The following is a 24,573-nucleotide window of genomic DNA, read 5'->3' as shown; positions in this document are numbered from 1 at the left end:
CGGGTCAGCGCAGCCATCGGGCGCTCCTGCGCTGGAGGGGCAGATAGACCGCCATGACGAGGCCGGCCACCACGATCATGTCGAAGCTGAGCGCCAGAGCGACGTTCTCGTGACCGATCAGGACGTTGCCGGTCAGCGCGTCGGCGATCTGCAGGGTGACCAGCGGGACGACCGTGCCGACCATGGCGGCGGCGGTCGCGTACGCCGCGAAGGCGCCGCCGAACAGCAGCACCACCCCGCCGAGCAGGCTGGGGGTGAGCACCGGAATGCCGACGTACCGCCAGAACTGCCAGGCGCTCGCGCCGTTGTTCTGGGCGGCCTCGCGCCACTGCGGGCGCAGCCCGTCGAGGGCGGGTACGACGACCAGGACCATCAGCGGCACCGAGAAGTAGAGGTACACCAGGGCGAGGCCCCAGAAGCTGTAGAGGCTCCAGCCGTGGTCGCCGAGGCCGAGACGGGTGGTCAGCACGCCGGAGTTGCCGAGCGTGGCGATCCAGGCGAAGGCCAGCGGGACGCCGCCGAAGTTGGCGAGCACTCCGGAGGCCGTCAGCACGGCCTCACGCAGCGCGCCGAAGCGCGAGGTGACCACGGCCTGGGCGAGGAAGGTGCCGAGGACGGCGCCCGCCACCGCGACGAGCGCGGACAGCTTCACGCTGCCGAGCAGCGCGGTGAGATAGGCGCCCTGGAGGGACGCGGTGAGGTTCGCGGTGCTGGGCGAGCCGCCTGAGGTGAACGCTCCGCCGAGCAGGGCGACCGCCGGGATTCCGAAGGCGAGGCCCACGAACAGCAGCAGGGGGAGCGCCGCGGTCCAGCCCTTGGAGCGGGTACGGCTCCCGCCTCCCCGGACCGGGTTGGCCCGGGGAAGCTCCGCGGGAGCCGTCGCGTGAGTTTCGGCCATGTGAGTGGAGGTCAGCCGGAGACCGCGGCGCCCCAGCCGGTGGCCAGGACTTCCTTGGCCTTGGTGACCTGGGCGTCGCTGGCGAACTCGGGCGTGCCGTCGACCTTGGGGAGCTTGTCGACCAGGGCCGCGTCGGCCGTGCCGTCGGTCTGCATGGCGGGCAGCAGCACGGCGCGGGCGTACCCCTTCAGGTAGAGGTTCTGGCCCTCGGGGCTGTAGAGGAACTCCTGCCACAGCCGCGCGGCGGCCGGGTGGGGGGCGTCCTTGTTGATCGCCTGGGCGTAGTACTGCGCGTACTTGCCGTCGGAGGGCACCGTGACCTTCCAGTCGACGCCCTTGGAGGCGAACTGCTCGGTGTACCCCGCGTTGAGGTAGTCCCAGTCGATGCTGATCGGCGTCTCGCCGTTCTGCACGGTCGCGGGGGTCGACTCGACCGGGTTGAAGTTGCCTGCGCCCTTGAGCTTCTTGAAGAAGTCCAGGCCGGGCTGGATGTCGTCGAAGGAGCCGCCGTTCGCCAGCGAGGCGGCGAACACCCCGGCGAAGGCGGAGCCCGCCTTGGTCGGGTTGCCGTTCAGCGCGACCTTGCCCTTGTACTCGGGCTTCAGCAGGTCGGCGAAGGTCTGCGGGCACTCCTTGATGCGCTTGGCGTCGCACCCGATGGAGACGTAGCCGCCGTAGTCGTTGTACCAGGTGCCGTTCGCGTCCTTCTGACCCTCGGGGATCTTGTCCCAGGTCTGGACCTTGTACGGGGCGAACAGGCCCTCGGACGAGCCGCTGAGCGCGAAGGCGGTGCCGAGGTCGAGCACGTCCGGAGCGCGGTCCTGGCCCTTGCGGGTCTTGACGGCGTTGATCTCGTCGGAGCTGGAACCGTCGGGGTTCTCGCTGTTGACCTTGATGCCGTACTTGGTGGTGAACGCCTGGATGATCTCGCCGTAGTTCGCCCAATCCGGGGGAAGGGCGATGACGTTGAGCTGGCCTTCCTTCTTGGCCGCCTCGACGAGCTTGTCGAGGCCGCCGAGGTCGGCGGCGGAGGTCGCGGTCTTGGCGGCGACGCCCCCGCTGGAAGCACCGGTCTCGGAGCTGGTCGTCGGTGCGGCACCACACGCCGCGCCCAGGGAAGTAGCAACGGTAAGCACGGCCGCGAGGCCGACGATACGCGTTCGGGGTGAATGCACGCTTTGCTCCCACTATCGGAGGTGTGGGGAAAACATAAATGAGCTGGGACAACAACTCGCATCTACTTCGCTGCGTTCCGGTGTAGTTATGTGAACAAAAGATGAAGTAACTGACCTGCGGTGGTTCACCAAGATCTTGCCTGGACGCCTCATCCGTCCCAGTGGTCCCATACGGCGCGTGTGGGCTGTGGTGATTTGCCCTCCGGGCCGTGAGAACATATGTTCGATGTAGCACCGCCCGTCTTCCCCCGGGTGCCGACACGTTCGAGAGGCCCAGGGAGAAGAAGCGCCTTGAGCAGAATCTATGGGGACCCCATCGAGGTGTGGACCCGCGACGACGAGCCCGCCCGCTTCGTGTGGCGCGACCGGCTCTACGTCGTCCACCGGGTCCTCGACCACTGGGTGACCTCCCGCGAGTGGTGGAAGGTCTCGGAGAACGATCCGGGCGAACGCCGGTTCTGGCGGGTCGAGGCGAGCCCGTCCAAGGAGGTCGGCTCCTACGAGCTGCGGTTCGACACCGCGAGCGGCGGCTGGCTGTTGCTGCGGGCGTGGGACTGATGTTCCCCCACCTGCACGTCGCCTCCGCCTATTCCCTGCGGTACGGATCGGCGTTCCCCAAAGAGCTGGTCCGGCGGGCGGCCGAGCACGAGATGGACATCCTCGCGCTGACCGACCGCGACGGCATGTACGGCGCGGTGAAGCACGTCCAGGCGTGCGCCGACGCCGGCGTCAGGCCCGTCGTCGGCGTCGACCTGGCACTCCGAAGCCCCGGCCCCGGCTCCTCCTCCGGTTCCGGCCGGGACTCCGGCTCCGGTTCCGGTCGGAGCGACGGTTCCGGCCGGGGTGACGGGGGCGAGGTCCGCGTCACCGTGCTGGCGCGGGCCGGCGGGTGGGCGCACCTGTGCCGGCTCACGACCGCCGCCCACTACGCGGGGGAGCGGGGCGAGCCCCGGGTGACCCGTGACCTGGTCGCCCAGCACGCGAGCGGGCTGCTGGTCATGCTGGGCCCGAGGTCCGACGTCGGCCGGGCGCTGGCCGCGCGCCGAGACGAGCAGGCCCGCGCGCTGCTCCTCGCGTGGCGGGCGGCGGTTCCCGGCGTGGTGGTCGAGGTCGTCGACCAGTACGGCTACCGGGAGGCGAACGCCGCACTGCGCATGCTCGCGCTGGCCGAGTCGGCCGGCGTGCCCGCCGTGCTGACCAACGCCGTGCGCCATCTCGACCCGGGGGACTACCGGGTCGGCGACGTGCTCGACGCCGCGCGCAAGCTCGTACCCCTGCACCCGAGGCACCTGGAGCACTCCGCCTCGCACGCCTACCTCAAGAGCGGCAAGGAGATGTGGCAGGTGGCCTCGCGGATCTGCGAGGGCGACCGTGACCGCGCGCGCGAGCTGTTCGCCCGTACGAGGGAGGTCGCGGAGCTATGCGTGCTCGAACCCCTGGAGGTCCTCGCGCTGCGCGGCGGGCAGGAACGGCTCCACCTGCCGGAGGTCGGCAGGGACCCCGTCCCGCTGCTGCGGCACCTGTGTGAGGACGGGCTCGCGGACCGCGGCCTGGAGCGGTCCGGCGAGGCGAGGGAGCGCCTGGACACCGAGCTGCACATCATCGAGAAGAAGCAGTTGTCCGGATATTTCATTGTCGTATCTGGCATCACGGACATGATCCGCGAGATGGGCGTGCGCTGCGCGATCAGGGGATCGGGGGCGGGCAGCCTCGTCAACTACCTCATCCGCATCGGCGAGGTGAACCCGCTCGACCACGGCCTGCTCATGGAGCGCTTCCTGTCCGAAGGCCGCAAGGGGCTGCCCGACATCGACGTGGACGTGGAGTCGGCGCGGCGGCTCGACTGCTACCGGGCGATCCTCGAACGGTACGGCGAGAGCCGGGTGGCCTGCGTGTCCATGATGGAGACCTACCGGGCGCGCAGCGCCATCCGCGACGTCGGGGCGGCCATGGGGCTGCCGCCGCACGAGACCGACGTCATCGCCAAGGCGTTCCCGCACATCAGGGCCAGGCAGATCCGCTCCGCCCTGTCCGACCTGCCCGAGCTGCGCGACAGCGGCCTCAACGACCGGGCGCTTTCGACGATGTTCCGGCTCGCGGAGAAGCTCGACGGGCTGCCCCGGCACATCGCCCTGCACCCGTGCGGCGTGCTCGTCGGCAACTCCGGGCTGCGTGACCGCACCCCCGTCGAGCGCAGCCTGCTGGAGTTCCCGATGAGCCAGTTCGACAAGGACGACGTGGAGGAGGCCGGGCTGCTCAAGCTCGACGTGCTCGGCGTGCGGATGCAGTCGGCGATGGCGTACGCGCTCAGCGAGATCAAGCGGGTGGACGGCCAGGACGTCGACCTCGACAGGGGCGTCCCGCACGACGACCAGGCGACGTACGACATGATCTGCACCGGCCGCACGCTCGGCTGCTTCCAGATCGAGTCGCCCGGCCAGAGGGAGCTGGTGGCCAAGCTGGAGCCCCGCACGATGCACGACCTGATCGTGGACATCTCGCTGTTCCGGCCGGGCCCGGTCAACTCCGACATGGTCACCCCCTACCTTGAGGCCAGGCACGGCTGGCGCGAGCCGCACTACCCCCACCCGAAGCTCAGGGCGTCGCTGCTGGAGACCCACGGCGTCGTCGTCTTCCACGAGCAGGTTCTGAAGATCGTCGACATCATGACCGGCTGCGGCCTGTCGGAGGCCGAGAGGATCCGCCGCGACCTCAGCACCCCCGAGGGCCGTGAACGGGTTCTCGCGTGGTGGGAGGGCGAGGTGCTCCCCGAGTTCGACAGGGAGACGACCGACCGGGCGTGGAAGGTGCTCGACGCGTTCGGCTCTTTCGGGTTCTGCAAGGCGCACGCGGCGGCGTTCGCGCTGCCCACCTACCAGTCGTCCTGGCTGAAACGGCACCACGCGGCCGCGTTCTTCGCCGGGGTGCTCACGCACGAGCCCGGCATGTACCCCAACCGGGTGATCCTCGACGAGGCCCGCCAGTGCGGGGTGGAGGTCCTGCCGCTGGACGTCGGCCACTCCGGCAGGACCTGGCTCGTCGAACGGCGCACGGAGCCCGAGGGGTACGGCCTGCGGGTGCCGTTCTCGTCGGTCAAGGGGATCAGCGAGGCCGAGGTGGAGCGCATGGTCGCGGGCCGGCCGTACACCTCGCTGGCCGACTTCTGGGAACGCGCCCGCCCGTCCAGGCCGGTCGCCGAGCGCATCATCCAGGTCGGCGGCGTCGACGCGCTGTACGGGCTGCACCCCGGTGGCCCGCGCTGGCGTCCGGGGGAGCTGACCCGGCGTGACCTGCTCGCCCAGGTCGGAGCCTTGGACCGGGCGTCCTCCACCGGCGTGACGTCGGGGAAGAGGGCCCGAGCCGGCTCCCGCTCGCGGTACGGCGGGCCGCGTCCGGGGGAGGCGGCTCCGGTCGTACAGATCCCGATGGGGTTCACCGAGCGCATCGAGCCGGGCGAGCTCCCGGAGATGACCGAGGCGGAGGCCGTGGAGGCCGAGCTGGAGATCCTCGGCATGGACGTCAGCCGCCACGTGATCCGGTTCCACGAGGAACTGCTCGACGCGATCGGCGTCGTCAGGTCCAACGAGCTGCTCAAGATGCGCAACGGCGCGGAGATCCTGGTCGCGGGGGTGAAGGTCGCCACGCAGACCCCGGCGGTGCGCTCGGGGCAACGGGTCGTCTTCACCACGCTGGACGACTCGACCGGCCCGATCGACCTGACCTTCTTCGAGTCGGTGCAGGGGCACTGCGCCGCCACGATCTTCGGGTCGTGGCTGATGGTCGCCAAGGGGGTCGTACGGCGGGTCGGCGCGCGGGCGGTGTCCCTGCGCGCCCTGGACTGCTGGAACCTCGTCGAGGTGGACGAGGCCTGGCGCACCGGAGGCATGGACAAGGTGTGGGCCATGCTGGGCGTCGTCCGCGAGGGGACGGGGGGCGTCGGCGGGCGTCCCATCGAGTACGGCAACGGCTACCGGCTTTCCCCCTACGCCGACAACGGCGCCCCGCCCGGCCTGCGGATCCCGCCGCGCAAGCTCTGGCACGCCAGCCCGGGCAGCTCGGGCCCGATGGCGTTCACCCCCCGGCGGGACACTATGGACGTCACCCCCAGGGAGAAGGCCCCTCCGTCAGGGGAGGCGAAGGAGGTCAGTCCCCGGCCGGATACGTGTGCCGGGGAAGCGACCGCAGCGCGGGGAGCAGCTTCAGGCGGGGCGCGATCCCCGAAGGGCGGGAGCTCATCCTCGCCTCGGTGACCTCCCTGACGGTGGCCGCGCACAGCAGGGCGGCGAGCACCGCGACCGCCAGTTCCGACGGGCCGAGCCCGGTCAGGTCCTTGCCCTGCGGCGAGTGCGTGACCGGCAGCCGTATCAGGATGAGGAACACCATGGCCAGCCAGCACGCCCACCAGGCGGCGATCAGGGCTAGCCAGGCCCGGCGGCGGCCCTCGCGCAGGCCCGCGTCCTCGCGGAGGGCGTGGACGAGGAGCGCCGGAGCCGCGAGGTTGAGCACGGGCACGAACCACGCGATGGCGATCATGCGCGGGGTCGCCCCCGCCTGGCGGAGCCATGCGAAGTACGAGAAGCCGGCGGCGACCGTCGCGCAGACGACCAGGAGTATGAGCACGGCGAACCACGTCACCGCGCCGACGACGGCATCGGCGCCCGGCGCGTGGGGATTGCTGCCCAGTACCGCGACCTGCCGCGCGAGCAGCTTGCCCCGGGCCTCCTCGAAGACCACCAGGCAGGTGAGGGTGGCGATCTGGGCGGCGAGCGCCAGGTAGACGCCGATCGCCGACCTGCTCACTGCGGATCGGGCATAGCGCATGATTGTCTCCCCCCGGCATGCGCTGATAGGTCGTATTTCGTTTGGGACGTAGCGCGACGCCTGCCTCTGTCCTATCCAGGAGACCTCTCCGCTAATCGGCGAGGCGAGGGGGAAGATCCTGGATATCCACGAGATGATCTGAGGTTTATCCGCGCACGGGGAGCGCGCGGGAAAGCTTGATCGACGTATGCGCGTAGCGCACCCGTCCGCCCTACGGCGCGAGCCCCGCCGAGGCGCTCATCGGACCCCGCCACGGCGGCTCAGCGGACGATGCCTGACTCCCAGGCCCATGCCGCGATCTCGACGCGGTTGCGGGCGCCGAGCTTCATCTGGATGCTGCCGAGGTGCGTCTTCACCGTGGAGAGGGAGACGAACAGCTCCCCGCCGACCTCCTGGTTGGTGCGGCCCCGCGCGACCAGGCGCACGACGTCCAGCTCGCGCTCGGTCAGCGTCTCCCTCGGTGCCCTCGCCGGGACGGCCACGGGCCTCGCGAGCTGCGCGAGCAGCCGCACCGTGACCGACGGCGAGACCAGCGCGTCACCGTTGGCGGCGGCGCGGACCGCCTCGATCAGCAACGCGGGCCCGCTGTCCTTGAGCAGGAACCCGCAGGCCCCCGCCCGCAGCGCCCCGTAGACGTACTCGTCGAGGTCGAAGGTCGTGACGATCACCACGCGTATGGGGTCGGGCACGCCGGGACCGGCCAGGATCCTCGTGACCTCCAGGCCGTCGAGCCGGGGCATCCGGATGTCCAGCAGGCAGACGTCGGGCCGGAGGCGGCGGGCCTGCTCGACCGCCGCGGCCCCGTCGGCGACGGCCGCGACCACCTCGATGTCCGGCTGAGCATCGAGGATCATCTGGAATCCGGTCCGTACGAGCTCCTGGTCGTCCGCCACGAGTACCCTCACCCGACCGATTCTGCCAGCAAGCGCGAGGCTCGCCGCCCGATTCGTCCCGTCCGGCCGATGGCCGGGAGGGCCTATGCCTGGACCGGTGGCGCCTGTTCCTGTGATGAGGCGGTGAGTAACAGGTCGCAGATGGCCTCGGTGACGGGCATGCCGGTGATCTCCTCGATCAGCACGAAGCCGCCTCCGGGGTTCACCTCCAGGAAGACGTAACGGCCCTCGGGGGTCAGGGTCAGGTCGATGGTCCCGAAGGACAGGCCGAGGGCCTGCATGAGGTTCAGGCAGCGCAACCCCACGTCGTCGGGCAGGGTGTGCGGGCGCAGTCGCCGTACGCTCTTCGGCGAGTGGATCTCGGCGGCGAACACCCGGGAGCCGATGACGATCACCCGCAACGCGAGCCTGCGCAGCACCTGTGCCTGCGCGACCATGGGGAACGGCCCGGTGCCCTTGGGGTCGGTGAGCGTCGGGACCTGCTCCTGCGGGGCCCGCTCGGTGATGGCCCACGGCCGGTTGAGCACCCGGGTGACGATCTGCCCCTGGTGGGCGAGGTAGAAGTCCAGCAGCTCGTCGTGGTCGGTGCTGATCAGCGTGGAGGGCAGCTCGAAGCCCAGCCGGCCCGCGGCCGAGAGCTGGTAGAGCTTGCGCTGGGCGCGCTGGATCACCGCGCGCGACGCCGGCACGGCCAGGCAGTCGAGCGTGTCCCACACGTCGGAGGCGAGCCCGTTCTGCTGTACGGGGCCGTCGTCGGCCGGATCGCCCAGCGGCGGCCCCGGGCACCGGAACCACACCGACGTGAGGCGGTCGAGGTCGACGCGCCGCTCGTCGGTGAGGAGCATCCGCCGGGCCGACCCGGACGGGTCCAGCGCGACGGAGAGCCGGGCGGCGCCGGGGAACCACCCGGGGTCGAGGACCAGCGTGTCGGCTCCTCGCCCGGCCAGCGCGCGGGCGACGTGCCGCGCCTGGGTGTCGCCATCCTCGGTGAGGATGAGCACCGTGCTGCTCATGATGCTGGTCTCCACTCGTGCGTGGTCATGGCAGACCCCCCTCGCCCGCCACCACGGCGTCTCCGAACCCCTGGACGTTTCCACGATGACGGTGATCACTTGATCGCAGCTTGTCGGCGGAACCACTGACTTGTGGATGGCTTGGAAAGGTATTCCAGATAAAACCAGTAGGGATAGTTGCAAAGTGTCGGCCGAGTGTCTACCGTAGGGCAGGTGGACCGCGCCGCCTTTCTGACTTCCCGCCGACACGTCGATCTGTGCAGGGTCACCGGGGCCCTCTGTCGGGCCGAGACACCCATCGGCCGATCGACCACGACAGGAGAAGCCAGTGCAGGAGCTGTGGTACCACCGCCGCCCAGGACCCACCGCCACCGGGATCGCCGCTGATCTCGGCTGGCTCGACGACGAGTTCACCCCCGAGGGCATCGCCGTACGCCACCTCGTCTCGGAGGGGCATCGCCACGAGCGCACGCTCAGGACGCTGCTCCGCGACGACGGCAACGTACCGGCGCTGTGGGCGCGCTCACGCGGTGCCTCGACCCGCCTCATCGGCCTGACCTGGGTCGAAGAACGCCAGGCCGTCATCACGCGGCCGTACGTGACCATCCAGGACCCGGAGGACCTGCGGGGACGGCGGCTCGGCCTGCCTCTGAGCAAGGGCGTTCCGGTCGACGTCCGCCGCGCGACGGCCCTGCGGGGGTTCCAGGGGGCCCTCTGGGCGGGCGGGCTCACCCTCAACGACGTCCACCTGGTCGACGTCCCGGTCACACCCGTCCCCGGCCGGCGGACCTCCGTCCCCGCCGTGCTCGGCGGCCCGCGGCGGGCATCCACCCCTGCCGGGCTTCCCGGGGCCGGCTCCCGGCAGTGGGAGCCGGAGCTCGAAGCGCTCGCCAGGGGCGACATCGACGCCGTGTACGTCAAGGGCGCCGCGGCCGTGGAGGCCGCCGCGCGGTACGGCCTGCACGTCGCGATCGACCTCGACGGCCACCCGGACCAGCGGGTGAGGATCAACGACGGCACGGTCAGGCCGATCACCGTCGACCAGTTGCTGCTGGACGTACGTCCGGACGTCGTCGCGCGGTTCCTGCGGGTCCTGCTGGACGCCGCCGAGTGGGCGAGCGCCTATCCCGACCAGGCCCTGACCCTGTCCGGGGACGCCGCCCGGCCGCCGGGCGCCCACCGCCTGCCCGACCTCACGATCGACCTGTCCGCCGAGCGGCTCGGCCTGCTCGCCGAGCAGGAGCGTTTCCTGTGGACGCACGGCTTCCTTGAGTCCGCCGTGGACGTGGGCTCCTGGGCCGACCACACCCCGCTCGCGAGCGCCCACGCCCGCCGGCGGACCTACCAGGAACAGACCGCATGAACGCGTCGGCGGACGTACCGGGAACTCACCGTGCGGACGTGCCGGCGGACGTACCGGGAACAGGCCGCGGGAACCTTCCGGGGATCACGAGCGGGATACGGCGAAGAGCGGGGCGCGCTCAACAGGATGGCCGCCGTATCCGGAGGCACCGGAGAGGGAGGGCGTTAAGGGGTTGGCAGCCCTCCCTCCCGGTGTCCATCCTGATACGAGACTTGGGGGTTCACCTGTGACCATTCGAATAGGCGTGCACAACGGCAATCCGTCCCTGTTCTTCCTCTCGCGCCTCGATCATGTCCTCGACACCTTCGAAGAGCCCCTGGAGCTGTACTTCTACGCGGACGGCACGCGGACCGGCGAGCTGCTGGCCGAGGGCGCGATCGACTTCGGCGGCACCGGATCGACCCCGCCCCTCGCCGCCCAGGCCGCCGGGCTCCCCGTCGTCTACGCGGCCGCCTCCGCCCCCCGCCCCGGCCACGGAGCGCTCCTGGTCGCCGCGCCCGGCCCGGAAGGCGCGCCGCCTCGTGCGGCTCCCATCCGGTCGGTCGCCGATCTCGCCGGCAGGCCCGTCGCCTTCGGCGTCGGTTCCTGGCAGACCCACTTCCTGGCCAAGCTGCTCGCCGAGGCCGGCCTTTCGTACCAGGACATCGAACCCCGCGCGGTCGGGCGTGAGGCCGTACGGTGGCTGCGCGCGGGTGAGATCGCCGCATGGGTCGCCCAGGGGGCCGACCTGGTGAAGGCGGAGGCATCCGGGAAGACCGTGACCCTCGCGGGCACGGCGGGGGTGATCTCGAACCGGTCGGTGTTCTTCACTCGGCGCGACTTCGCCGAGACCCGCCCGGACGCGGTCGCCGCCCTGGTCAGGGCGCTCCAGCAGGCCGACGACTGGGCGAGGGCCAATCCGAGGGAGGCGGCCCACCTCATGGTGGAGGCGGTCGGCGGCTCAGTCGATGCCTGGGAGATCGCCCTCGCCCGCCTGCCCTGGCGGCTGGAGCCCGCGGGCGCGGAGTTCCTCGCCGAGCAACAGGAGGCCGCCGGCATCCTGTACGCGGCCGGCTTCCTCCGCCGCCCGATCGACATCTCCGCCGCGGCCGCCCCCGACCTGGAGTCCGTGGTCTCCACCGCCCTGACGACGCCCGAGCCGCGCAAGAAGGAACCCACCAGGCCCGAGCCCCACAGGCTCGGGGCCGCCAGGCCACACCTCAGGGCAGCGGTCTGACGGCCCCCGCCCGAAGCGCCTCGTCCACGCCCGGCGAACGCTCACGTCGAGCGCGGCGGCTCCGTGGCACCCGTGTAGACCCAGTGGCCGTCGAGTCGGGTGAAGTGGCTGTTCTCCTCCATGTGGCCCGGGCGTCCGCGGTCGACGTAGTGGGCGCGGAAGCGGACCGTCCCTTCGGTGTGGAAGGGGCTGCCCCCGGTGGAGTCCAGGATCTCCAGGCGAACCCAGCGCAGGCCCTTCTCGAAGCCGACGCGGGTCGGCCGGTCGGACGGATGCCACGTGCGCAGCAGGTACGCCTTGTCCCCGACGCCGAACGCGCTGAACCGGGAACGCATGAGCTGTTCCGCCGTGGACGCGGTGGCCTCGCCACGATGGAATCGGCCGCAGCAGTCCTGGTAAGAGGAGGGAAGGCCGCAGGGGCAGGTGGCGGGTTCGCGATGGGGCATGCCTACCATTGTGCCGCCGGCCCAGGCCCGGACCGTCGTGCTGATGCCCGGCCAGGAGGCGCTCCCTGGTCGCCCGAAGGAGCTTCCGGCCGGGCAGCGGGAGGAGAGGTCACGCGTAGAGGAACCAGAAGCCGTACGGCCACGTGCTGGACCCGTTGCTGACGTAGGTGCACGTGTACGAGGTCCACAGACCGTTCTGGACGCCGTAGGTGCCGTATCGGTAACAGTCGGACGCTTCGTAGTAGACGTTCCGGAGGGTGGCGGCCTGCGCCGGCGCGGCCCCCAGGGAAATCGCCAGGCCACCGGCCAGGGCGACCGTGAGGAGCAGGGTTCGTACCTTGTGCATGAATCCTCCTGCGGGATGACATCCGGAACCGCTACGGACCGGGCAGCACCAGGAAGCGTCGCATCGCCGCCCCGCCAGGAGACAGACCACGCCCGCCGCCCCCCGTGCCCGAGGGCACTGACCTGGGGCGGTCCCGCGGAAGGGGGCCACGGGTCTGAAACGTTCAGCACGCCGGGGGTGGTCAGCCGAGGACGAGGTCGCGGATCGCGCGGAGGCTGGGTTCGTCGCGGGGGCCCATGACGAGGAGGCTGGTCACCGGGCTGGCGCGCCACAGTTCGAGCCGCTCGCGGATCCGCCCGATCGGGCCCACCAGGGAGATGCCGTCCGCCAGTTCGTCCGGGATCGCCTCGAAGGCCTCGTCCCTGCGGCCCGCGAGGTACAGCTCCTGGATCTTGTGGGCCGCGTCCGCGAAGCCCATGCGGCCGACGATGTCGGCGTGGAAGTTACGGCTCTTGGCGCCCATGCCGCCGATGTACAGCGTGAGCATCATCTTCACGCCGTTCAGTGCGGCCTGGACGTCATCGGTGATCGTCACCAGGACCATCGCCGCGATGTCGAAGCCGGGCCTCGCGCCCGCCAGCGCGCCGCCGTACATGCTCTCGATCTTCTCGGGGAAGACGAACAGCGGCAGCCAGCCGTCGGTGATCTCGGCGGCCAGCGCCACGTTCTTCGGTCCCTCCGCGCCGAGATAGATCGGGATCTCCGGCCGCAGGGGATGGGTGATCAGCTTGAGCGGCTTGCCGAGCTCGGCCCCGCCGGGGTACGGGAGTGGGTAGTGCGGGCCGTCGCTGGTAACCGGTTCTTCCCTGCGCCACACCTTGCGCATGATGTCGACGTACTCGCGGGTGCGGGCGAGCGGCCGGGGGAACGGCCGGCCGTACCAGCCCTCCACGACCTGGGGCCCGGACGCGCCGATGCCGAGCAGCAGCCGGCCGCCGGTGAGGTGGTCGAGCGTCATCGCGGTCATCGCGGTGGTGACGGGCGCGCGCGCCGAGATCTGCGCGACGCTGGTGCCCAGCTTGATCCTGCTGGTCCTGGCGCCGTACCACGCCAGAGGGGTGAAGGCGTCCGACCCGTACGCCTCGGCCGTCCACACCGAGTCGTAGCCGAGCCGCTCGGCCGTCTGGACCACCTCGGTGGCGTCGTCGGCGTTCCGCTGCCAGTAGCCGACGTTCAGTCCGAGCTTCAGGTCACCGCTCATGTCCAGACCTCCGCGGGAGTACGGCACGACGCCCCGCAATTAGAACACGTTCTAGCTGGGCTGGTCGAGGGTCAGAAGAGCTCGGGGTAGGCGTGGGCGAGGTGCGCCGTCACGGCGTCGATCGCGGCCGCCGCGTCGCCCGAGGTGATCGCGTCGTGGATCCGGCGGTGGTCCTCCCGCAGCACGCCGGTGTCGCCGAGGCGCTCGACGGCCTCGATGGCGTACCGGCGCATCGCGTCGCGCAGGGCGCGCATCACGGCCGCCACGAGCCGGTTGCCGGAGGCCTCGGCGATGGCCACGTGGAAGGCGATGTCGTGTTCCACGAACTCCTCGGCGGTCGCCGCCGCCTCCATGGCCCGTATGGCCTCCGCCATCGCGCCGGGTCGAGCCTCCGCCACCGCGTCAGGTCGAAGCTCCGTGGTCGCGCCGGGTCGAGCCGCCGCCATCGCGTCAATCCGGGCCTGTGTGGTCGCGCCGCGTGCGGCGTGCTCGGCGGACCAGCGTTCGATCATCAGGCGGGTGTCGATGACCTCGCGCAGCGACAGGCTTGACAGGCCGAGGCTGAGGCGCAGCAGGTCGGTGAGCGCGCTGTCGGGGCGGGAGGTGAGGATCGCACCCGCGTCGGGACCCCGCCCGGCCTGCGACGACACCACGCCCAGCGTTTCGAGCACGCGAAGCGCCTCCCGCACCGAGGCCCGGCTCACCTGGAGCTGCTCGGCGAGCTGCCGCTCGCCGGGGAGACGGTCTCCCACCCTGAGCCCGTCGTCGGCGATCCGCCGCTCGACCTGGAGGAGCACCTCCTCAAACGCGCGCGTCCGCCGCGCCCTGCCCGCCACGTGACCCTCCTTCGGCCCTGGAGTATGGTCTGACCATACTCGGCTTTCACCGGCCGGAGTGACTCGATGCACCCGAGGAAGGGGTCCGATGCGGGTCGCCCTGTTCGTCACGTGTGTCAACGACACGCTCTTCCCGGGCACGGGGAAGGCGGTCGTGACGCTGCTGCGCCGCCTCGGCTGCGAGGTGGAGTTCCCCACGGCCCAGACCTGTTGCGGTCAGATGCACGTCAACACCGGATACCGCGACGAGGGGGTGCGGCTGGCGCGGCACTTCCTGGAGGTCTTCCGCGGTTACGACGCCGTGGTGGCCCCGTCCGGCTCGTGCGCCGCGATGGTGCGCGAGCAGTATCCGAAGCTGGCGGCGGGCATGGGGGCGACGCGGGCGGGCGCCTTCGCGAGCGCCCACGGCGGGCACTCCCCGTTCGCCGAGGCCGTGGCCGAGGTGACCCCGAACGTGTACGACCTGTCGGAGTTCCTCGTGGACGTGCTCGGCGTCACCGACGTAGGCGCATATTTCCCACACCGGGTGACATATCACCCAACGTGTCACTCGCTCCGCGGGCTGCGCGTGGGCGACCGGCCCACCCGGCTGCTCCAGAGCGTACGAGGCCTGGAGCTCGCGCCCCTTCCCGGCGCGGAGGAGTGCTGCGGCTTCGGTGGCACCTTCGCGGTGAAGAACGCGGCGGTCTCGGCGGCCATGTGTGCTGACAAAGTCAGAAATATCACCTCTACTGGCGCCGAAGTGCTCTGCGCCGCCGACAACTCCTGCCTGATGCACATCGGCGGCACGCTCAGCCGTCTCCGCACCGGCGTGAGGGTCATGCACCTGGCCGAGATCCTCGCCACCACGGAGGCGGAGCAGTGACCCGCGAAGGAGAAGGACGATGACCGGCCCCGGCACCTTCCTCGGCATGCCCTCCTTCCCGGAGAACGCAGAGGAGGCCCTCCAGGACTCCCAGCTCAGGTTCAACCTCCGCAAGGCGACGCACACGATCCGCGCCAAACGGGCGTCAGTGGTCGGGGAGCTGCCCGACTGGGGGGAGCTGCGCGCGGCGGGCAGGGCGATCAAGGACGAGGCGCTGCGCAACCTCGACCACTACCTGCTCCAGGTGGAGGAGACGGTCACCGCGGCGGGCGGCCACGTCCACTGGGCGTCGGACGCCGCCGAGGCCAACGCGATCGTGACCGGACTGGTCAGGGCCACGGGCCAGACCGAGGTGGTCAAGGTCAAGTCGATGGCCACCCAGGAGATCGGCCTCAACGAGGCGCTGGCGACAGCCGGGATCACCGCCTACGAGACCGACCTCGCCGAGCTGATCGTGCAGCTCGGCGACGACTGGCCGTCCCACATCCTGGTCCCGGCGATCCACCGCAACCGCTCGGAGATCCGCGAGATCTTCCGCGAGCACATGGCCGAGTGGGGCCGTCCCGCCCCCGAGAGCTTGAGCGACGACCCGAGGGCGCTCGCCGAGGCCGCGCGCCTGCACCTGCGCGAGCGGTTCCTCTCCACCAAGGTCGGCGTCTCCGGGGCCAACTTCGTGGTCGCGGAGACCGGCACCCTGGTGGTCCTTGAGTCCGAGGGCAACGGCCGCATGTGCCTGACCCTTCCCGAGACGCTGATCAGCGTGGTCGGCATCGAGAAGGTCCTGCCCACCTGGCGCGACCTTGAGGTGTTCCTGCAACTGCTGCCGAGGAGCTCCACCGGCGAGCGGATGAACCCGTACACCTCCATGTGGACGGGCGCCACCGAGGGCCAGGAGTTCCACCTCGTGCTCCTCGACAACGGCCGCACCAAGGTGCTGGCCGACGAGATCGGGCGCCAGGCGCTGCGCTGCATCCGCTGCTCCGCCTGCCTCAACGTCTGCCCCGTGTACGAGCGCGCCGGGGGCCACGCGTACGGCTCGGTCTATCCCGGGCCGATCGGGGCCATCCTGACCCCGCAGCTTCGCGGGATGGCCTCCGAGCTCGACGCCTCGCTGCCGTACGCCTCCAGCCTGTGCGGCGCGTGCTACGACGTGTGCCCCGTCGCGATCGACATCCCCGAGGTGCTGGTCCACCTGCGCGCCAAGGCGCCGCACGGCCCGGCCGAGCGGTTCGGGCTGAAGGCCGCGGGGTGGGTGCTCGACTCGCCGGTACGGCTGGAGCGCGCCCAGCGCCTGGCGAGCCGGTTCAGAAAGCTCGTGCCGAAGAGGCGCCTGCCGGGTCCCGGTGCGGCGTGGACGGACACCAGGGACGTCCCGGCGGTGCCCGCGGAGTCGTTCCGTGACTGGTGGGACCGCACCGAGGGAGGCCACCGATGAGCCGTCCGCCTGGAACACAGGGCGCCCGTGACCTGATCCTCTCCCGGATCCGCGCGGCCGTAGCGGGCGCCCCCGAGGTCGAGGTTCCCCGCCGGTACCGGGCGGCGGGCCACGAGTCCGGGTCCCGGGAGCCGATCGTCGAGCTGTTCGCCGAGCGGGTCCGCGATTACCGGGCGATCGTCCATGTCGTGCCCGAGAGCGAGGTCGCCGCCACCCTCGCCCTGGCGCTGTCGAGCCGGGGCGCGCGGCGGGTGGTCGTCCCGGACGGACTGCCGGACGGCTGGCTGGCCGCCGCGCCCGGCCTTCAGCGGCTCCGGGACGATCCACCGCTGAGCGCCGCCGATCTCGAAGCGGCGAACGGCGTGATCACCGGCTGCGCGGCGGGCGTCGCCGAGACCGGGACGATCGTGCTCGACGCCGGCCCCGGCCAGGGACGCAGGGCGCTCACCCTCGTGCCGGACTACCACCTGTGCGTGGTGAGGGCCGGCCAGGTCGTGTCAGGCGTGCCGGAGGCGGTCGCCCGTCTCGACCCGGTACGGCCCCTGACCTGGATCAGCGGCCCCTCGGCGACCAGTGACATCGAGCTGAACCGCGTCGAGGGCGTACACGGCCCCCGCACGCTCGAAGTGATCATCACGGAGGACCTCCCGCACCTCCCGTAGGCACGCCAGGACTCCCTGCCGTCCAAGCACATGCCTACCCTCGAAGAGGCCGGTTACGTCAAGGTGCGGAAGGCCTTCGTCAGCAAGAAACCCGGCACCTGGTTCTCACTCACCCCCGAGGGCCGCGAGGCTTTCAAGGAGTACGTCTCCGTACTCGAAAAGACAATGAAGGGATCCCCCCATGCTTGAAGTGGACGGGCTCAAGAAACGGTACGGCGACACGGTCGCCCTCGACGGCGTGAGCCTCACGGTGGGCCCCGGCGAGATGTTCGGCTTCGTCGGCGCGAACGGCGCAGGCAAGACCACGACGATGCGCATCGTCATGGGCGTGCTCGGCGCCGACGGCGGCGAGGTCCGGTGGAAGGGCAGGCGGGCCGGCTTCGAGACCCGCCGCAGGTTCGGCTACATGCCCGAAGAGCGCGGGCTGTACGCCAAGATGCGCGTCGCCGAGCAGATCGAGTACTTCGGCAGGCTCGGCGGCATGGACGCGGGGGCCTCCAAGCGGTCGTCGGACGCCCTGATCGAGCGGCTCGGGCTCACCGAGCGGCGCGGCGACGACGTCGACAGCCTGTCGCTGGGCAACCAGCAGCGCGTGCAGCTCGCCGTGGCGCTCATCCACGAGCCCGAGGTGCTGGTCCTCGACGAGCCGTTCTCCGGTCTCGACCCGATCGCGGTCGACGCCCTCGCCGGGGTGCTGGCCGAGCGTACGGCCGCTGGGGTCCCGGTCGTGTTCTCCAGCCACCAGCTCGACCTGGTCGAGCGGTTGTGCGACTCGGTCGGCATCATCAAGGGCGGCCGCATGGTCGCCGGAGGCACCGTGGCGGAGTTGCGCGCACGGGAGTCGCGCAAACGCCTGCGCATCGTCGTGACCGGCGCCGAGTCCGGATGGGCCGACCGGCTGCCCGGAGAGATCATCACCAAGATCGTCCGGCCGCCCCACGGGGATCCCGCCCAGTCGGGGGCGACCGAGCGCTACGACGAGGTGATCCTGACGCCGGCCGACGACCAGGAGGCTCTGCGCGTCGCCACGAGCGCCGGCCGGGTGCAGCACTTCGGATGGCTGGAGCCCTCGCTCGCCGAGATCTTCCGTGAGGTGGTCGCGTGAACGCCGTAGCTCTGGTCGCCCGCCGCGAGATCGGCGTGCGGGGCCGCACCAAGGGATACCGCTACGGCCTGCTGGTCACGGCGGTGCTGGTGGCCGTGCTGGCCGCCCTTCCAAGGCTGCTCGGAGGGGGGTCCGACCACACCGTGGGCCTGGTGGGCACGCAGGCCGACCGGCTCCAGGCCGCGCTCACCGCGCAGGCCCCGCCGGGGGGCGACCTCACCGTCAAGGTCACCCGCTACGCCGACGAGACGGCGGCGCGCGCGGCCGTGGCGGCCGGCGACGTCGAGGCCGCGGTCGTGGGCAACGAGACGGTGATCTCCAAGACCGTGGTCGGCCAGGACCTCTCGGTGATCCTCGACACCGCCCACCGCATGGTGGCCACCGAGGAGAACCTCACCGCCGCCGGACTCGACCCCGCCAAGGTCGGGCAGGCGCAGCAGGTGCGGCCGATGAAGGAGGTGACCCTCAACGGCAGCGGCGAGGACGCGACGGTCCGGCTCGTGATCGCGATGGTCATCGTCGTCATCCTGTTCATGCTGCTGATCCAGATCTGCACCTGGGTGGCGATGGGCGTGGTGGAGGAGAAGGGCAGCAGGATCGTGGAGATCCTCCTGACCTCCGTACGGCCTTGGCAGCTCCTGGCCGGCAAGGTCATCGGCCTCGGCGTGCTCGGGCTCTCGCAGATCGTGGTGATCGCCGTGGTCGGCCTCGCGGCGGCCCAGATCAGCGGGGCGGTGCCCGACCTGCCCGACGGCACGTACGGCGTGGTGGCGAGCACGATCGTGTGGTTCCTGCTCGGCTACGCCTTCTACGCGGCGATGTTCGCGGCGATCGCCTCGCTGGTGTCCCGGCAGGAGGAGCTCAGCGGGGTCCTCACGCCCGCCACGATGCTGTTGATGGCGAGCTACCTGATCGGCTTCATCGGGGCCCGGTCCCCGGACGGGACGCTGACGCACGTGCTGTCGATCGTCCCGCCGTTCTCCTCCATGGTCATGCCGGTGAGGTCGGCCGTCGTCGACGTGCCGCTCTGGGAGACGGGCCTGGCGATGGGCCTGATGGTTCTCGCGGCGGCGGCCACGCTGTACGCGGGCGGCCTGATCTACCAGCGCGCGGTGCTGCGTACGGGCGCGCGGGTTCGGTGGCGGGAGGCGCTGAGGTCCGCCTCGTAGCCCTCGTGGGAGGAGGGTCGGCTGGGCGGTGAGTCGTCTCCCGGGGCGGCCGTGACGTGAGAAAATCGGGTCCTTGGGGGTCGGCCGAGCTTGTCCTTCCACCAAGGGCTATTCAAGTTGCGGGCAACCCCCAATGTGCGGTGAGCTGATATGTCCGTACAGGGGAGATGGAATTGACGGGTTTCGATCAGCACTTGACGATCACGACGAGGCGGCTGGTCATACGGCCCTTCGGCCCACGCGACGCCGACCGGGTCCGCGCGATCATCGAGTCCGGGGCGCGGTTCCTCCCGCCCGGCGTGCCGGGCCACGTCTCCGGCGTGGCCCAGTGGCTGTCGTACGGGGTCCATGAGCTGTGGCGATCCGGGCAGGGCATCCACCTGGCGATGGTCGCAGAGGGGGCGATCGTCGGGGCCGTCAGCCTGTTCAAGACCGTCTGGGGCGCCGCCACCGCCGAGATCGGGTACGGCGTCCACCCCGCGCACCGGGGCCGGGGCTACGCCCCAGAAGCCGTGAGCGGGCTGACCGAGTGGATGCTCACCAAGGGCGGCCTGCGACGGGTCGAGCTGCGTGCCAACCTCGACAACACCGCCTCCCTCCGGGTCGCCGAGAAAGCGGGCTTCACCCGCGAAGGCGTGCTGCGCGGCGCGGGCTTCGAGGACGACGGGCCGCACGACCTGGTCGTCTTCGGCCTGCTCTCCCGCGACATCATCATGGGGCCGCCCACCATGAACGGCCGCGGCTTCGGCACCGGCGTCCGCCTTGAGAGCGAACGCCTCATCCTGCGCCCCTTCACCGGCACCGACGCCAGGGACGTCTTCGACGCCGTCGACGGCGACCCCGAGATCCACCGCTGGATGCCCTGGGCCGAGGGGTACGACCTCCAGCGCTCGTACGACTGGTGCACCAGGTTCGCTCACAGCGACTCCGTGAACGGCCTTCAGTTCGCCATCGAGCCCAAGGCGGGAGGTCGCCTCGCAGGGTCGGCGGGCGTGCAGCGGGCCGACTGGGAGCGCGGGGACGTCGAGGTCGGCTACTGGATCTCGCCGTGGGCACGGCGCCAGGGCTTCGCCTCCGAGGCGACGCGTGCGGTGACCACGTTCCTCATGATGCGGGGCTTCCACCGCGTCACCCTGCTCGCCGCCGTCGGCAACGTCGCGAGCCAGGCCGTCGCGCGCAAGGCCGGGTTCGTCGAGGAGGGAGTGCTCCGGCGGGCACTGCCCGTGTCCGGGGGGATCTCCGACGCCGTGCTGTTCAGTTTGCTCAAGGGCGAGACGGTCTGAGGTAAGGCCGGAGGCCACACCCCCTCGCATGGCGGCCCGCCGACCCAGATCACGATGAACGGTCGGTCTTGTCTTGACCAAATGCTCCGCAAAGCGATGTCCATGGATTGACAGATTCGGATATCCTCTCGGCCCGACCAACATATCCGCAGGTCAAAGTATCGGAGATCCACATGAAGCCGCCGCTCCTTCTCATAGGGCACGGCGCCCACGATGACACCGGTGCAGCAGAGTTCGGCCGTTTCGTCCACCGGCTGCGGTGCCGACTCGACCAGTTAGTGGCGGATGTGTCAGGTGGGTTCGTCGCCAAGGGACGCCCGTCACTGAGCGACTCCGTCGCCTCCCTGGTCGCCCGGGGTCACCATCGCCTGGTGGCCATTCCCCTCACGCTCGGCGACAGCGAGGACGTCCCCGCCGCCATCGCGAGGGCGCGCGTGGCCCATCCCATCCTCACCTGCGACCGGGGCCGGGCTCTCGGCGCCTCGCCCCAGGTGCTCGCGCTGATGGCCGAGCGACTCGCCGACGCGCTCGCCGAGATGCCCCGCCTCGCGTCGGTCTCCATGACCGAAGAGCACGGCGAGGCGCCGTGGGAGCCGGTGACGCCCGCCGAGACCGCCGTCGTGCTGGTCGGCCACGGGTCATCCGACACCGGGGCGAACGCCGAGGTGCACCGGGTCTCGCGGCTGTTCTGGGAGACGCATGCCCCCGAGCTGCTGACCGTCGAGACCGCCTACGTCGCCGACGCCCCGCCGAGCGTCGCCCAGGGCATCGAGCGCTGCCGCCGCCTCGGCGCCAAGCGGGTCGTCGTACTCCCTTACCTGCTGTTCGCCGGGGGCGTGCTCGAACGCATCTGGGCCGAGGCCCTCGCCTACGCCGCCGGGCACATCGACCTCGACGTGCGCTGCGCGGAGGTGATCGGCGACTGCGAGGGGCTCGCCGACCTGATCATCGAGCGGTACGAAGAGGTGCTGGAGGCGACCGACGCCTCCCTGCGCCGGCCCGGCCCCGACGTGGCGGACTCCGAGGACGAGATCCTCGGCGCCGCCGACCTGTGGCCGCTGGAGGACGCCGAGGAGCGCGTTCTGGGCATTGCGGAACCACTGGTTTCCGGCCAGGCTGGGGACGAACTTCTCGAAAGGGTGGGCGAGCAGTTGTCTCTGGACGGTATCGGGTCCCTGGACGGGAGCGGGCAGGACGTCCGCGTCGGGTCCCTTGACGAGGGCGGGCAGGACGTCCGCGAGGGCGCTCAGGGTGTCCGCGTCGGGTCCCCGCAGGAAGGCGGTCAGGATGTCGTCCGCGTGGGCCGGCCCGCCGTGCGAATGCTCCCCCTCGACGAGGCCGCGATGGTCGACGGGCTGGTCTGACCGATGAGCATGGAGATCCTCCGGCAGACCCTAGCGGCGATCCGGCCGGCCGGCCGTCAGGCCATGGCCGACGCGCGGGCACACCAGGACCGCCTGACCAAGCCGCGTGGCGCGCTCGGCGTGCTGGAGGAGGTCGCGGTCCGCCTCGCCGGCGTCGCGGGCGCCTGCCCGCCGCCGCTTCCCACGCCCGCCGCCCTGGCCATCTTCGCCGCCGACCACGGCGTGCACGCCCAGGGGGTCAGCCCCTGGCCGCAGGAGGTCACCACCCAGATGGTGACGAACTTCCTCGCGGGCGGCGCCGTGGCCAACGCCTTCGCCGCGCAGGTCGGCACGTCGGTGACCGTGGTCGACGTCGGCGTCGCCTCCGACCTTCCCGAGGCGCCCGGGTTGCTCTCCCGCAAGGTCGCGTACGGCACGGCCGACCTGTCACGCGGCCCGGCCATGACCATCGACCAGGCCGTGGCGGCCATCGAGGTGGGCGTGTCCGTGGCCCGCGACCTGACCGGCGCCGGCGCGGCCTGCCTGATCACCGGTGACATGGGCATCGCGAACACCACCGCGTCGGCCGCTCTCATCTGCGCCTTCACGGGCGCCGACGCGGCCGGGACCACCGGCAGGGGCACCGGCGCCGACGCCGCCACCCTCAGCCGCAAGATCGAGATCGTCCGCCGCGGCCTGGAGATCAACGGTATCCCCCCCACCCCGCCGACCCGGCCGGCCGAGGGCGTCCCGCCCGCCGAGCTCGGCTCGCCGCCGGGGGCCGTGGACTCCGCTGGGCAGGGTTCGCCGTCCGGTGTCGTGGTTTCCGGCGAGCGGGACGCTCCGTCCGGTGTCGTGGATTCCGGGGGGCGGGGCACTCCGTCCGGTTCCGTGGACGAGGCGCTGCGCAGGCTGGCGGCGGTGGGCGGGCTGGAGCACGCCGCGATCGCCGGGTTCGTCCTCGGCGCCGCCGCGGCAGGCGTGCCGGTCATCCTCGACGGGGTCATCGCCGGGTCGGCGGCGCTGGTCGCCGCCGCGCTGGCACCCGACGCCGTCGACTACTGCGTGGCGGGGCACCGCTCGGCCGAGCCAGGGCACGCCATCGCCCTCGACCACCTCGGCCTCCGCCCCCTGGTCGACCTGGAGCTCCGGCTCGGCGAGGGTACGGGGGCCCTGCTCGCGTACCCGCTGGTGAGCGCGGCCGTACGTGTCATGCACGACGTGGCGACCTTCGACTCCGCAGGGGTAACCGACAAGGACGCCCAGACCACCCTCGACGCCATCTAGCACCTCCCGAAACCGGGTGCCGGGCGTCTCTCCGGGGCATGTGGGTCGACGATCACTTGTGCGGTGCATCATTCATGAAATGGGGTTAAATGGTGACATTCCGCTACGGAGCATGATTGGATCCTGATGCGCTACGGCCCCATGTTCGGTCCCGACATCACCTTCCTCGGTGTGGAGCGCTGCGACCTGGGCGATCCGGCCAGCTTCGCGGGAGCGGACGTCGTGATCGTCGGAGCCCCCTTCGACGGGGGCACCAGCAACAGGCCGGGCGCGCGGTTCGGCCCGATGGCCCTGCGGCAGGCCTGCTACCTGCCCCACGACGGTTCCCGGCCGAGCATGGCCCTGCGCGTGGACGCCCTGCGGGATCTCAAGGTCCTGGACGCCGGTGACGTCGAGTGCTACTCCGGCGACATCGAAGGCTCGATCAGGAACATCGAGGAGGCCGTCTACACGATCTCCGCTTCCGGGGCGATCCCGCTCGTCCTCGGGGGCGACCACACCGTCGCGCTGCCCGACGCCCGCGGCGTGGCCCGTCACCACGGGTTCGGACGGGTGTCGATGATCCACTTCGACGCCCACGCGGACACCGGCGACATCGAGTTCGGCCACCTGTACGGGCACGGCCAGCCGATGCGGCGGCTCATCGAGTCCGAGGCGATCCGCGGGGACAGGTTCCTGCAGATCGGCCTGCGTGGCTACTGGCCGGGTCCGAAGACCCTCGGCTGGATGGCCCAGCAGGAGATGCGCTCGTACGAGATGACCGAGATCGTCGAGCGCGGCCTCACCGAATGCCTGACCGAGGCATTCGCCATCGCCACCGACGAGTGCGACGGCGTGTACCTCTCCGTCGACATCGACGTGTGCGACCCCGCTCACGCCCCGGGCACGGGCACCCCAGAGCCCGGCGGCCTGTCCGCGCGGCAGCTTCTCGACTCGGTACGGCGCATCTGTTACGAGCTGCCGGTGGTCGGTCTGGAAGTGGTCGAGGTCGCCCCGCCGTACGACCATGCGGAGATCACCGCCTACCTCGGGAACCGTGTGATCCTTGAGGCCCTGTCGGCGATCGCGCGCAAGCGCGAGGTGGAGGCGGGGGGCGAGCCGTGGGATCCGCGCAAGCCCCTTCTGGAAGGAAGGCTGGCTGCGCCTCCCACGGCGGAGGGCCTGTAGGTTTACTTCACGGACAACGGGTTTTGCCTCTTCCCGGGAAAGGGAACAC

The 24,573-nt window shown here is 71.1% G+C and carries 25 protein-coding genes; 16 read left to right on the top strand and 9 right to left on the bottom strand.

Annotated elements, in window-relative coordinates:
* Nucleotides 1–4: 4 nt before the first annotated feature.
* Both ACGFIV_RS25010 and ACGFIV_RS25005 read right to left on the bottom strand, forming a co-directional pair.
* Nucleotides 5–898, bottom strand: a complete 894-nt coding sequence (locus ACGFIV_RS25010; protein WP_392837943.1) for an ABC transporter permease — start codon at nt 896–898, stop codon at nt 5–7.
* A gap of 11 nt (nt 899–909) precedes the next feature.
* Nucleotides 910–2,073, bottom strand: coding sequence for an extracellular solute-binding protein (locus ACGFIV_RS25005; protein ID WP_358551988.1), 1,164 nt, complete (start codon nt 2,071–2,073; stop codon nt 910–912).
* Between the two features lie 291 nt (nt 2,074–2,364).
* Here ACGFIV_RS25005 and ACGFIV_RS25000 point away from each other — a divergent pair, with 291 nt between their 5' ends.
* Together ACGFIV_RS25000 and ACGFIV_RS24995 are read left to right on the top strand one after the other, a co-directional pair.
* Nucleotides 2,365–2,631 (top strand): DUF6504 family protein, encoded by a 267-nt coding sequence (locus ACGFIV_RS25000; RefSeq protein WP_358551986.1) that lies wholly within the window; start codon nt 2,365–2,367, stop codon nt 2,629–2,631.
* Nucleotides 2,631–6,323: a DNA polymerase III subunit alpha gene (locus ACGFIV_RS24995; RefSeq protein ID WP_358552046.1), complete on the top strand. Its 3,693-nt coding sequence runs from the start codon at nt 2,631–2,633 to the stop codon at nt 6,321–6,323. Before ACGFIV_RS25000 ends, ACGFIV_RS24995 begins: the two co-directional genes overlap by 1 nt.
* Here the strand turns inward: ACGFIV_RS24995 and ACGFIV_RS24990 are convergent.
* From ACGFIV_RS24990 to ACGFIV_RS24980, 3 genes are all read right to left on the bottom strand, one after another.
* Complete coding sequence (locus ACGFIV_RS24990; protein ID WP_392837940.1) at nt 6,217–6,894, bottom strand: DUF4328 domain-containing protein; 678 nt, start codon at nt 6,892–6,894, stop codon at nt 6,217–6,219. The genes ACGFIV_RS24995 and ACGFIV_RS24990 overlap by 107 nt on opposite strands.
* 260 nt (nt 6,895–7,154) lie before the next feature.
* Complete coding sequence (locus ACGFIV_RS24985; protein WP_358551983.1) at nt 7,155–7,799, bottom strand: response regulator transcription factor; 645 nt, start codon at nt 7,797–7,799, stop codon at nt 7,155–7,157.
* A gap of 71 nt (nt 7,800–7,870) precedes the next feature.
* Nucleotides 7,871–8,800: an MvdC/MvdD family ATP grasp protein gene (locus tag ACGFIV_RS24980; protein ID WP_358551981.1), complete on the bottom strand. Its 930-nt coding sequence runs from the start codon at nt 8,798–8,800 to the stop codon at nt 7,871–7,873.
* Here ACGFIV_RS24980 and ACGFIV_RS24975 point away from each other — a divergent pair.
* From ACGFIV_RS24975 to ACGFIV_RS24960, 4 genes are all read left to right on the top strand, one after another.
* Entirely contained in the window at nt 8,781–8,903 is a 123-nt protein-coding gene (locus ACGFIV_RS24975; RefSeq protein WP_392837937.1) for a hypothetical protein, read from the top strand. The genes ACGFIV_RS24980 and ACGFIV_RS24975 overlap by 20 nt on opposite strands.
* Before the next feature lie 92 nt (nt 8,904–8,995).
* On the top strand, nt 8,996–9,187 hold the full coding sequence (locus ACGFIV_RS24970) for a putative leader peptide (protein ID WP_358551979.1): 192 nt from the start codon (nt 8,996–8,998) through the stop codon (nt 9,185–9,187).
* Nucleotides 9,129–10,163: an ABC transporter substrate-binding protein gene (locus ACGFIV_RS24965; protein ID WP_392837934.1), complete on the top strand. Its 1,035-nt coding sequence runs from the start codon at nt 9,129–9,131 to the stop codon at nt 10,161–10,163. Before ACGFIV_RS24970 ends, ACGFIV_RS24965 begins: the two co-directional genes overlap by 59 nt.
* Nucleotides 10,164–10,389: 226 nt before the next feature.
* Nucleotides 10,390–11,379: an ABC transporter substrate-binding protein gene (locus ACGFIV_RS24960; protein ID WP_358550310.1), complete on the top strand. Its 990-nt coding sequence runs from the start codon at nt 10,390–10,392 to the stop codon at nt 11,377–11,379.
* Between the two features lie 41 nt (nt 11,380–11,420).
* On the opposite strand, the gene ACGFIV_RS24955 is transcribed toward ACGFIV_RS24960, so the two are convergent.
* The 4 genes from ACGFIV_RS24955 to ACGFIV_RS24940 all read right to left on the bottom strand — a co-directional run bounded on the left by ACGFIV_RS24955 (nt 11,421) and on the right by ACGFIV_RS24940 (nt 14,208).
* A complete protein-coding gene (locus ACGFIV_RS24955; protein WP_358550311.1) occupies nt 11,421–11,825 on the bottom strand; it encodes a YchJ family metal-binding protein in 405 nt (134 codons plus the stop codon).
* A 109-nt stretch (nt 11,826–11,934) separates the two neighbouring features.
* Nucleotides 11,935–12,171, bottom strand: a complete 237-nt coding sequence (locus ACGFIV_RS24950; protein ID WP_358550312.1) for a hypothetical protein — start codon at nt 12,169–12,171, stop codon at nt 11,935–11,937.
* Between the two features lie 181 nt (nt 12,172–12,352).
* Nucleotides 12,353–13,372: an LLM class F420-dependent oxidoreductase gene (locus tag ACGFIV_RS24945; protein WP_358550313.1), complete on the bottom strand. Its 1,020-nt coding sequence runs from the start codon at nt 13,370–13,372 to the stop codon at nt 12,353–12,355.
* Nucleotides 13,373–13,443: 71 nt separating this feature from the next.
* Nucleotides 13,444–14,208, bottom strand: a complete 765-nt coding sequence (locus tag ACGFIV_RS24940) for an FCD domain-containing protein (protein WP_358550315.1) — start codon at nt 14,206–14,208, stop codon at nt 13,444–13,446.
* A gap of 88 nt (nt 14,209–14,296) precedes the next feature.
* Here ACGFIV_RS24940 and ACGFIV_RS24935 point away from each other — a divergent pair, with 88 nt between their 5' ends.
* The 10 genes from ACGFIV_RS24935 to speB all read left to right on the top strand — a co-directional run bounded on the left by ACGFIV_RS24935 (nt 14,297) and on the right by speB (nt 24,524).
* Nucleotides 14,297–15,073, top strand: a complete 777-nt coding sequence (locus ACGFIV_RS24935; RefSeq protein ID WP_358550317.1) for a (Fe-S)-binding protein — start codon at nt 14,297–14,299, stop codon at nt 15,071–15,073.
* 19 nt (nt 15,074–15,092) lie between these two features.
* The gene (locus ACGFIV_RS24930; RefSeq protein WP_358550319.1) at nt 15,093–16,508 is read left to right on the top strand and encodes a lactate utilization protein B; all 1,416 of its coding nucleotides are present in this window, start codon (nt 15,093–15,095) and stop codon (nt 16,506–16,508) included.
* Complete coding sequence (locus ACGFIV_RS24925) at nt 16,505–17,170, top strand: lactate utilization protein C (protein WP_358550321.1); 666 nt, start codon at nt 16,505–16,507, stop codon at nt 17,168–17,170. Before ACGFIV_RS24930 ends, ACGFIV_RS24925 begins: the two co-directional genes overlap by 4 nt.
* Nucleotides 17,171–17,185: 15 nt before the next feature.
* Nucleotides 17,186–17,359, top strand: coding sequence for a transcriptional regulator (locus tag ACGFIV_RS24920; RefSeq protein WP_358550338.1), 174 nt, complete (start codon nt 17,186–17,188; stop codon nt 17,357–17,359).
* Nucleotides 17,352–18,275 carry an ATP-binding cassette domain-containing protein gene (locus tag ACGFIV_RS24915; RefSeq protein ID WP_358550323.1) on the top strand — a complete coding sequence of 308 codons (924 nt, stop codon included), beginning with the start codon at nt 17,352–17,354 and terminating at the stop codon, nt 18,273–18,275. Before ACGFIV_RS24920 ends, ACGFIV_RS24915 begins: the two co-directional genes overlap by 8 nt.
* The gene (locus ACGFIV_RS24910; protein ID WP_358550325.1) at nt 18,272–19,444 is read left to right on the top strand and encodes an ABC transporter permease; all 1,173 of its coding nucleotides are present in this window, start codon (nt 18,272–18,274) and stop codon (nt 19,442–19,444) included. Before ACGFIV_RS24915 ends, ACGFIV_RS24910 begins: the two co-directional genes overlap by 4 nt.
* Nucleotides 19,445–19,638: 194 nt before the next feature.
* Complete coding sequence (locus ACGFIV_RS24905) at nt 19,639–20,727, top strand: GNAT family N-acetyltransferase (RefSeq protein WP_358550327.1); 1,089 nt, start codon at nt 19,639–19,641, stop codon at nt 20,725–20,727.
* Nucleotides 20,728–20,900: 173 nt separating this feature from the next.
* On the top strand, nt 20,901–22,091 hold the full coding sequence (locus ACGFIV_RS24900) for a sirohydrochlorin chelatase (RefSeq protein WP_358550329.1): 1,191 nt from the start codon (nt 20,901–20,903) through the stop codon (nt 22,089–22,091).
* 9 nt (nt 22,092–22,100) lie between these two features.
* Entirely contained in the window at nt 22,101–23,357 is a 1,257-nt protein-coding gene (locus ACGFIV_RS24895; protein ID WP_392837979.1) for a nicotinate-nucleotide--dimethylbenzimidazole phosphoribosyltransferase, read from the top strand.
* A 126-nt stretch (nt 23,358–23,483) separates the two neighbouring features.
* Nucleotides 23,484–24,524: an agmatinase gene (gene speB / locus ACGFIV_RS24890; RefSeq protein WP_358550331.1), complete on the top strand. Its 1,041-nt coding sequence runs from the start codon at nt 23,484–23,486 to the stop codon at nt 24,522–24,524.
* Nucleotides 24,525–24,573: the final 49 nt, after the last annotated feature.

Source organism: Sphaerisporangium sp. NPDC049003, from assembly GCF_043197795.1.
Classification (GTDB): domain Bacteria; phylum Actinomycetota; class Actinomycetes; order Streptosporangiales; family Streptosporangiaceae; genus Sphaerisporangium.
The sequence above is the reverse complement of the archived record's forward strand: the minus strand, read 5'-3'. Positions and strand labels throughout refer to the sequence as shown.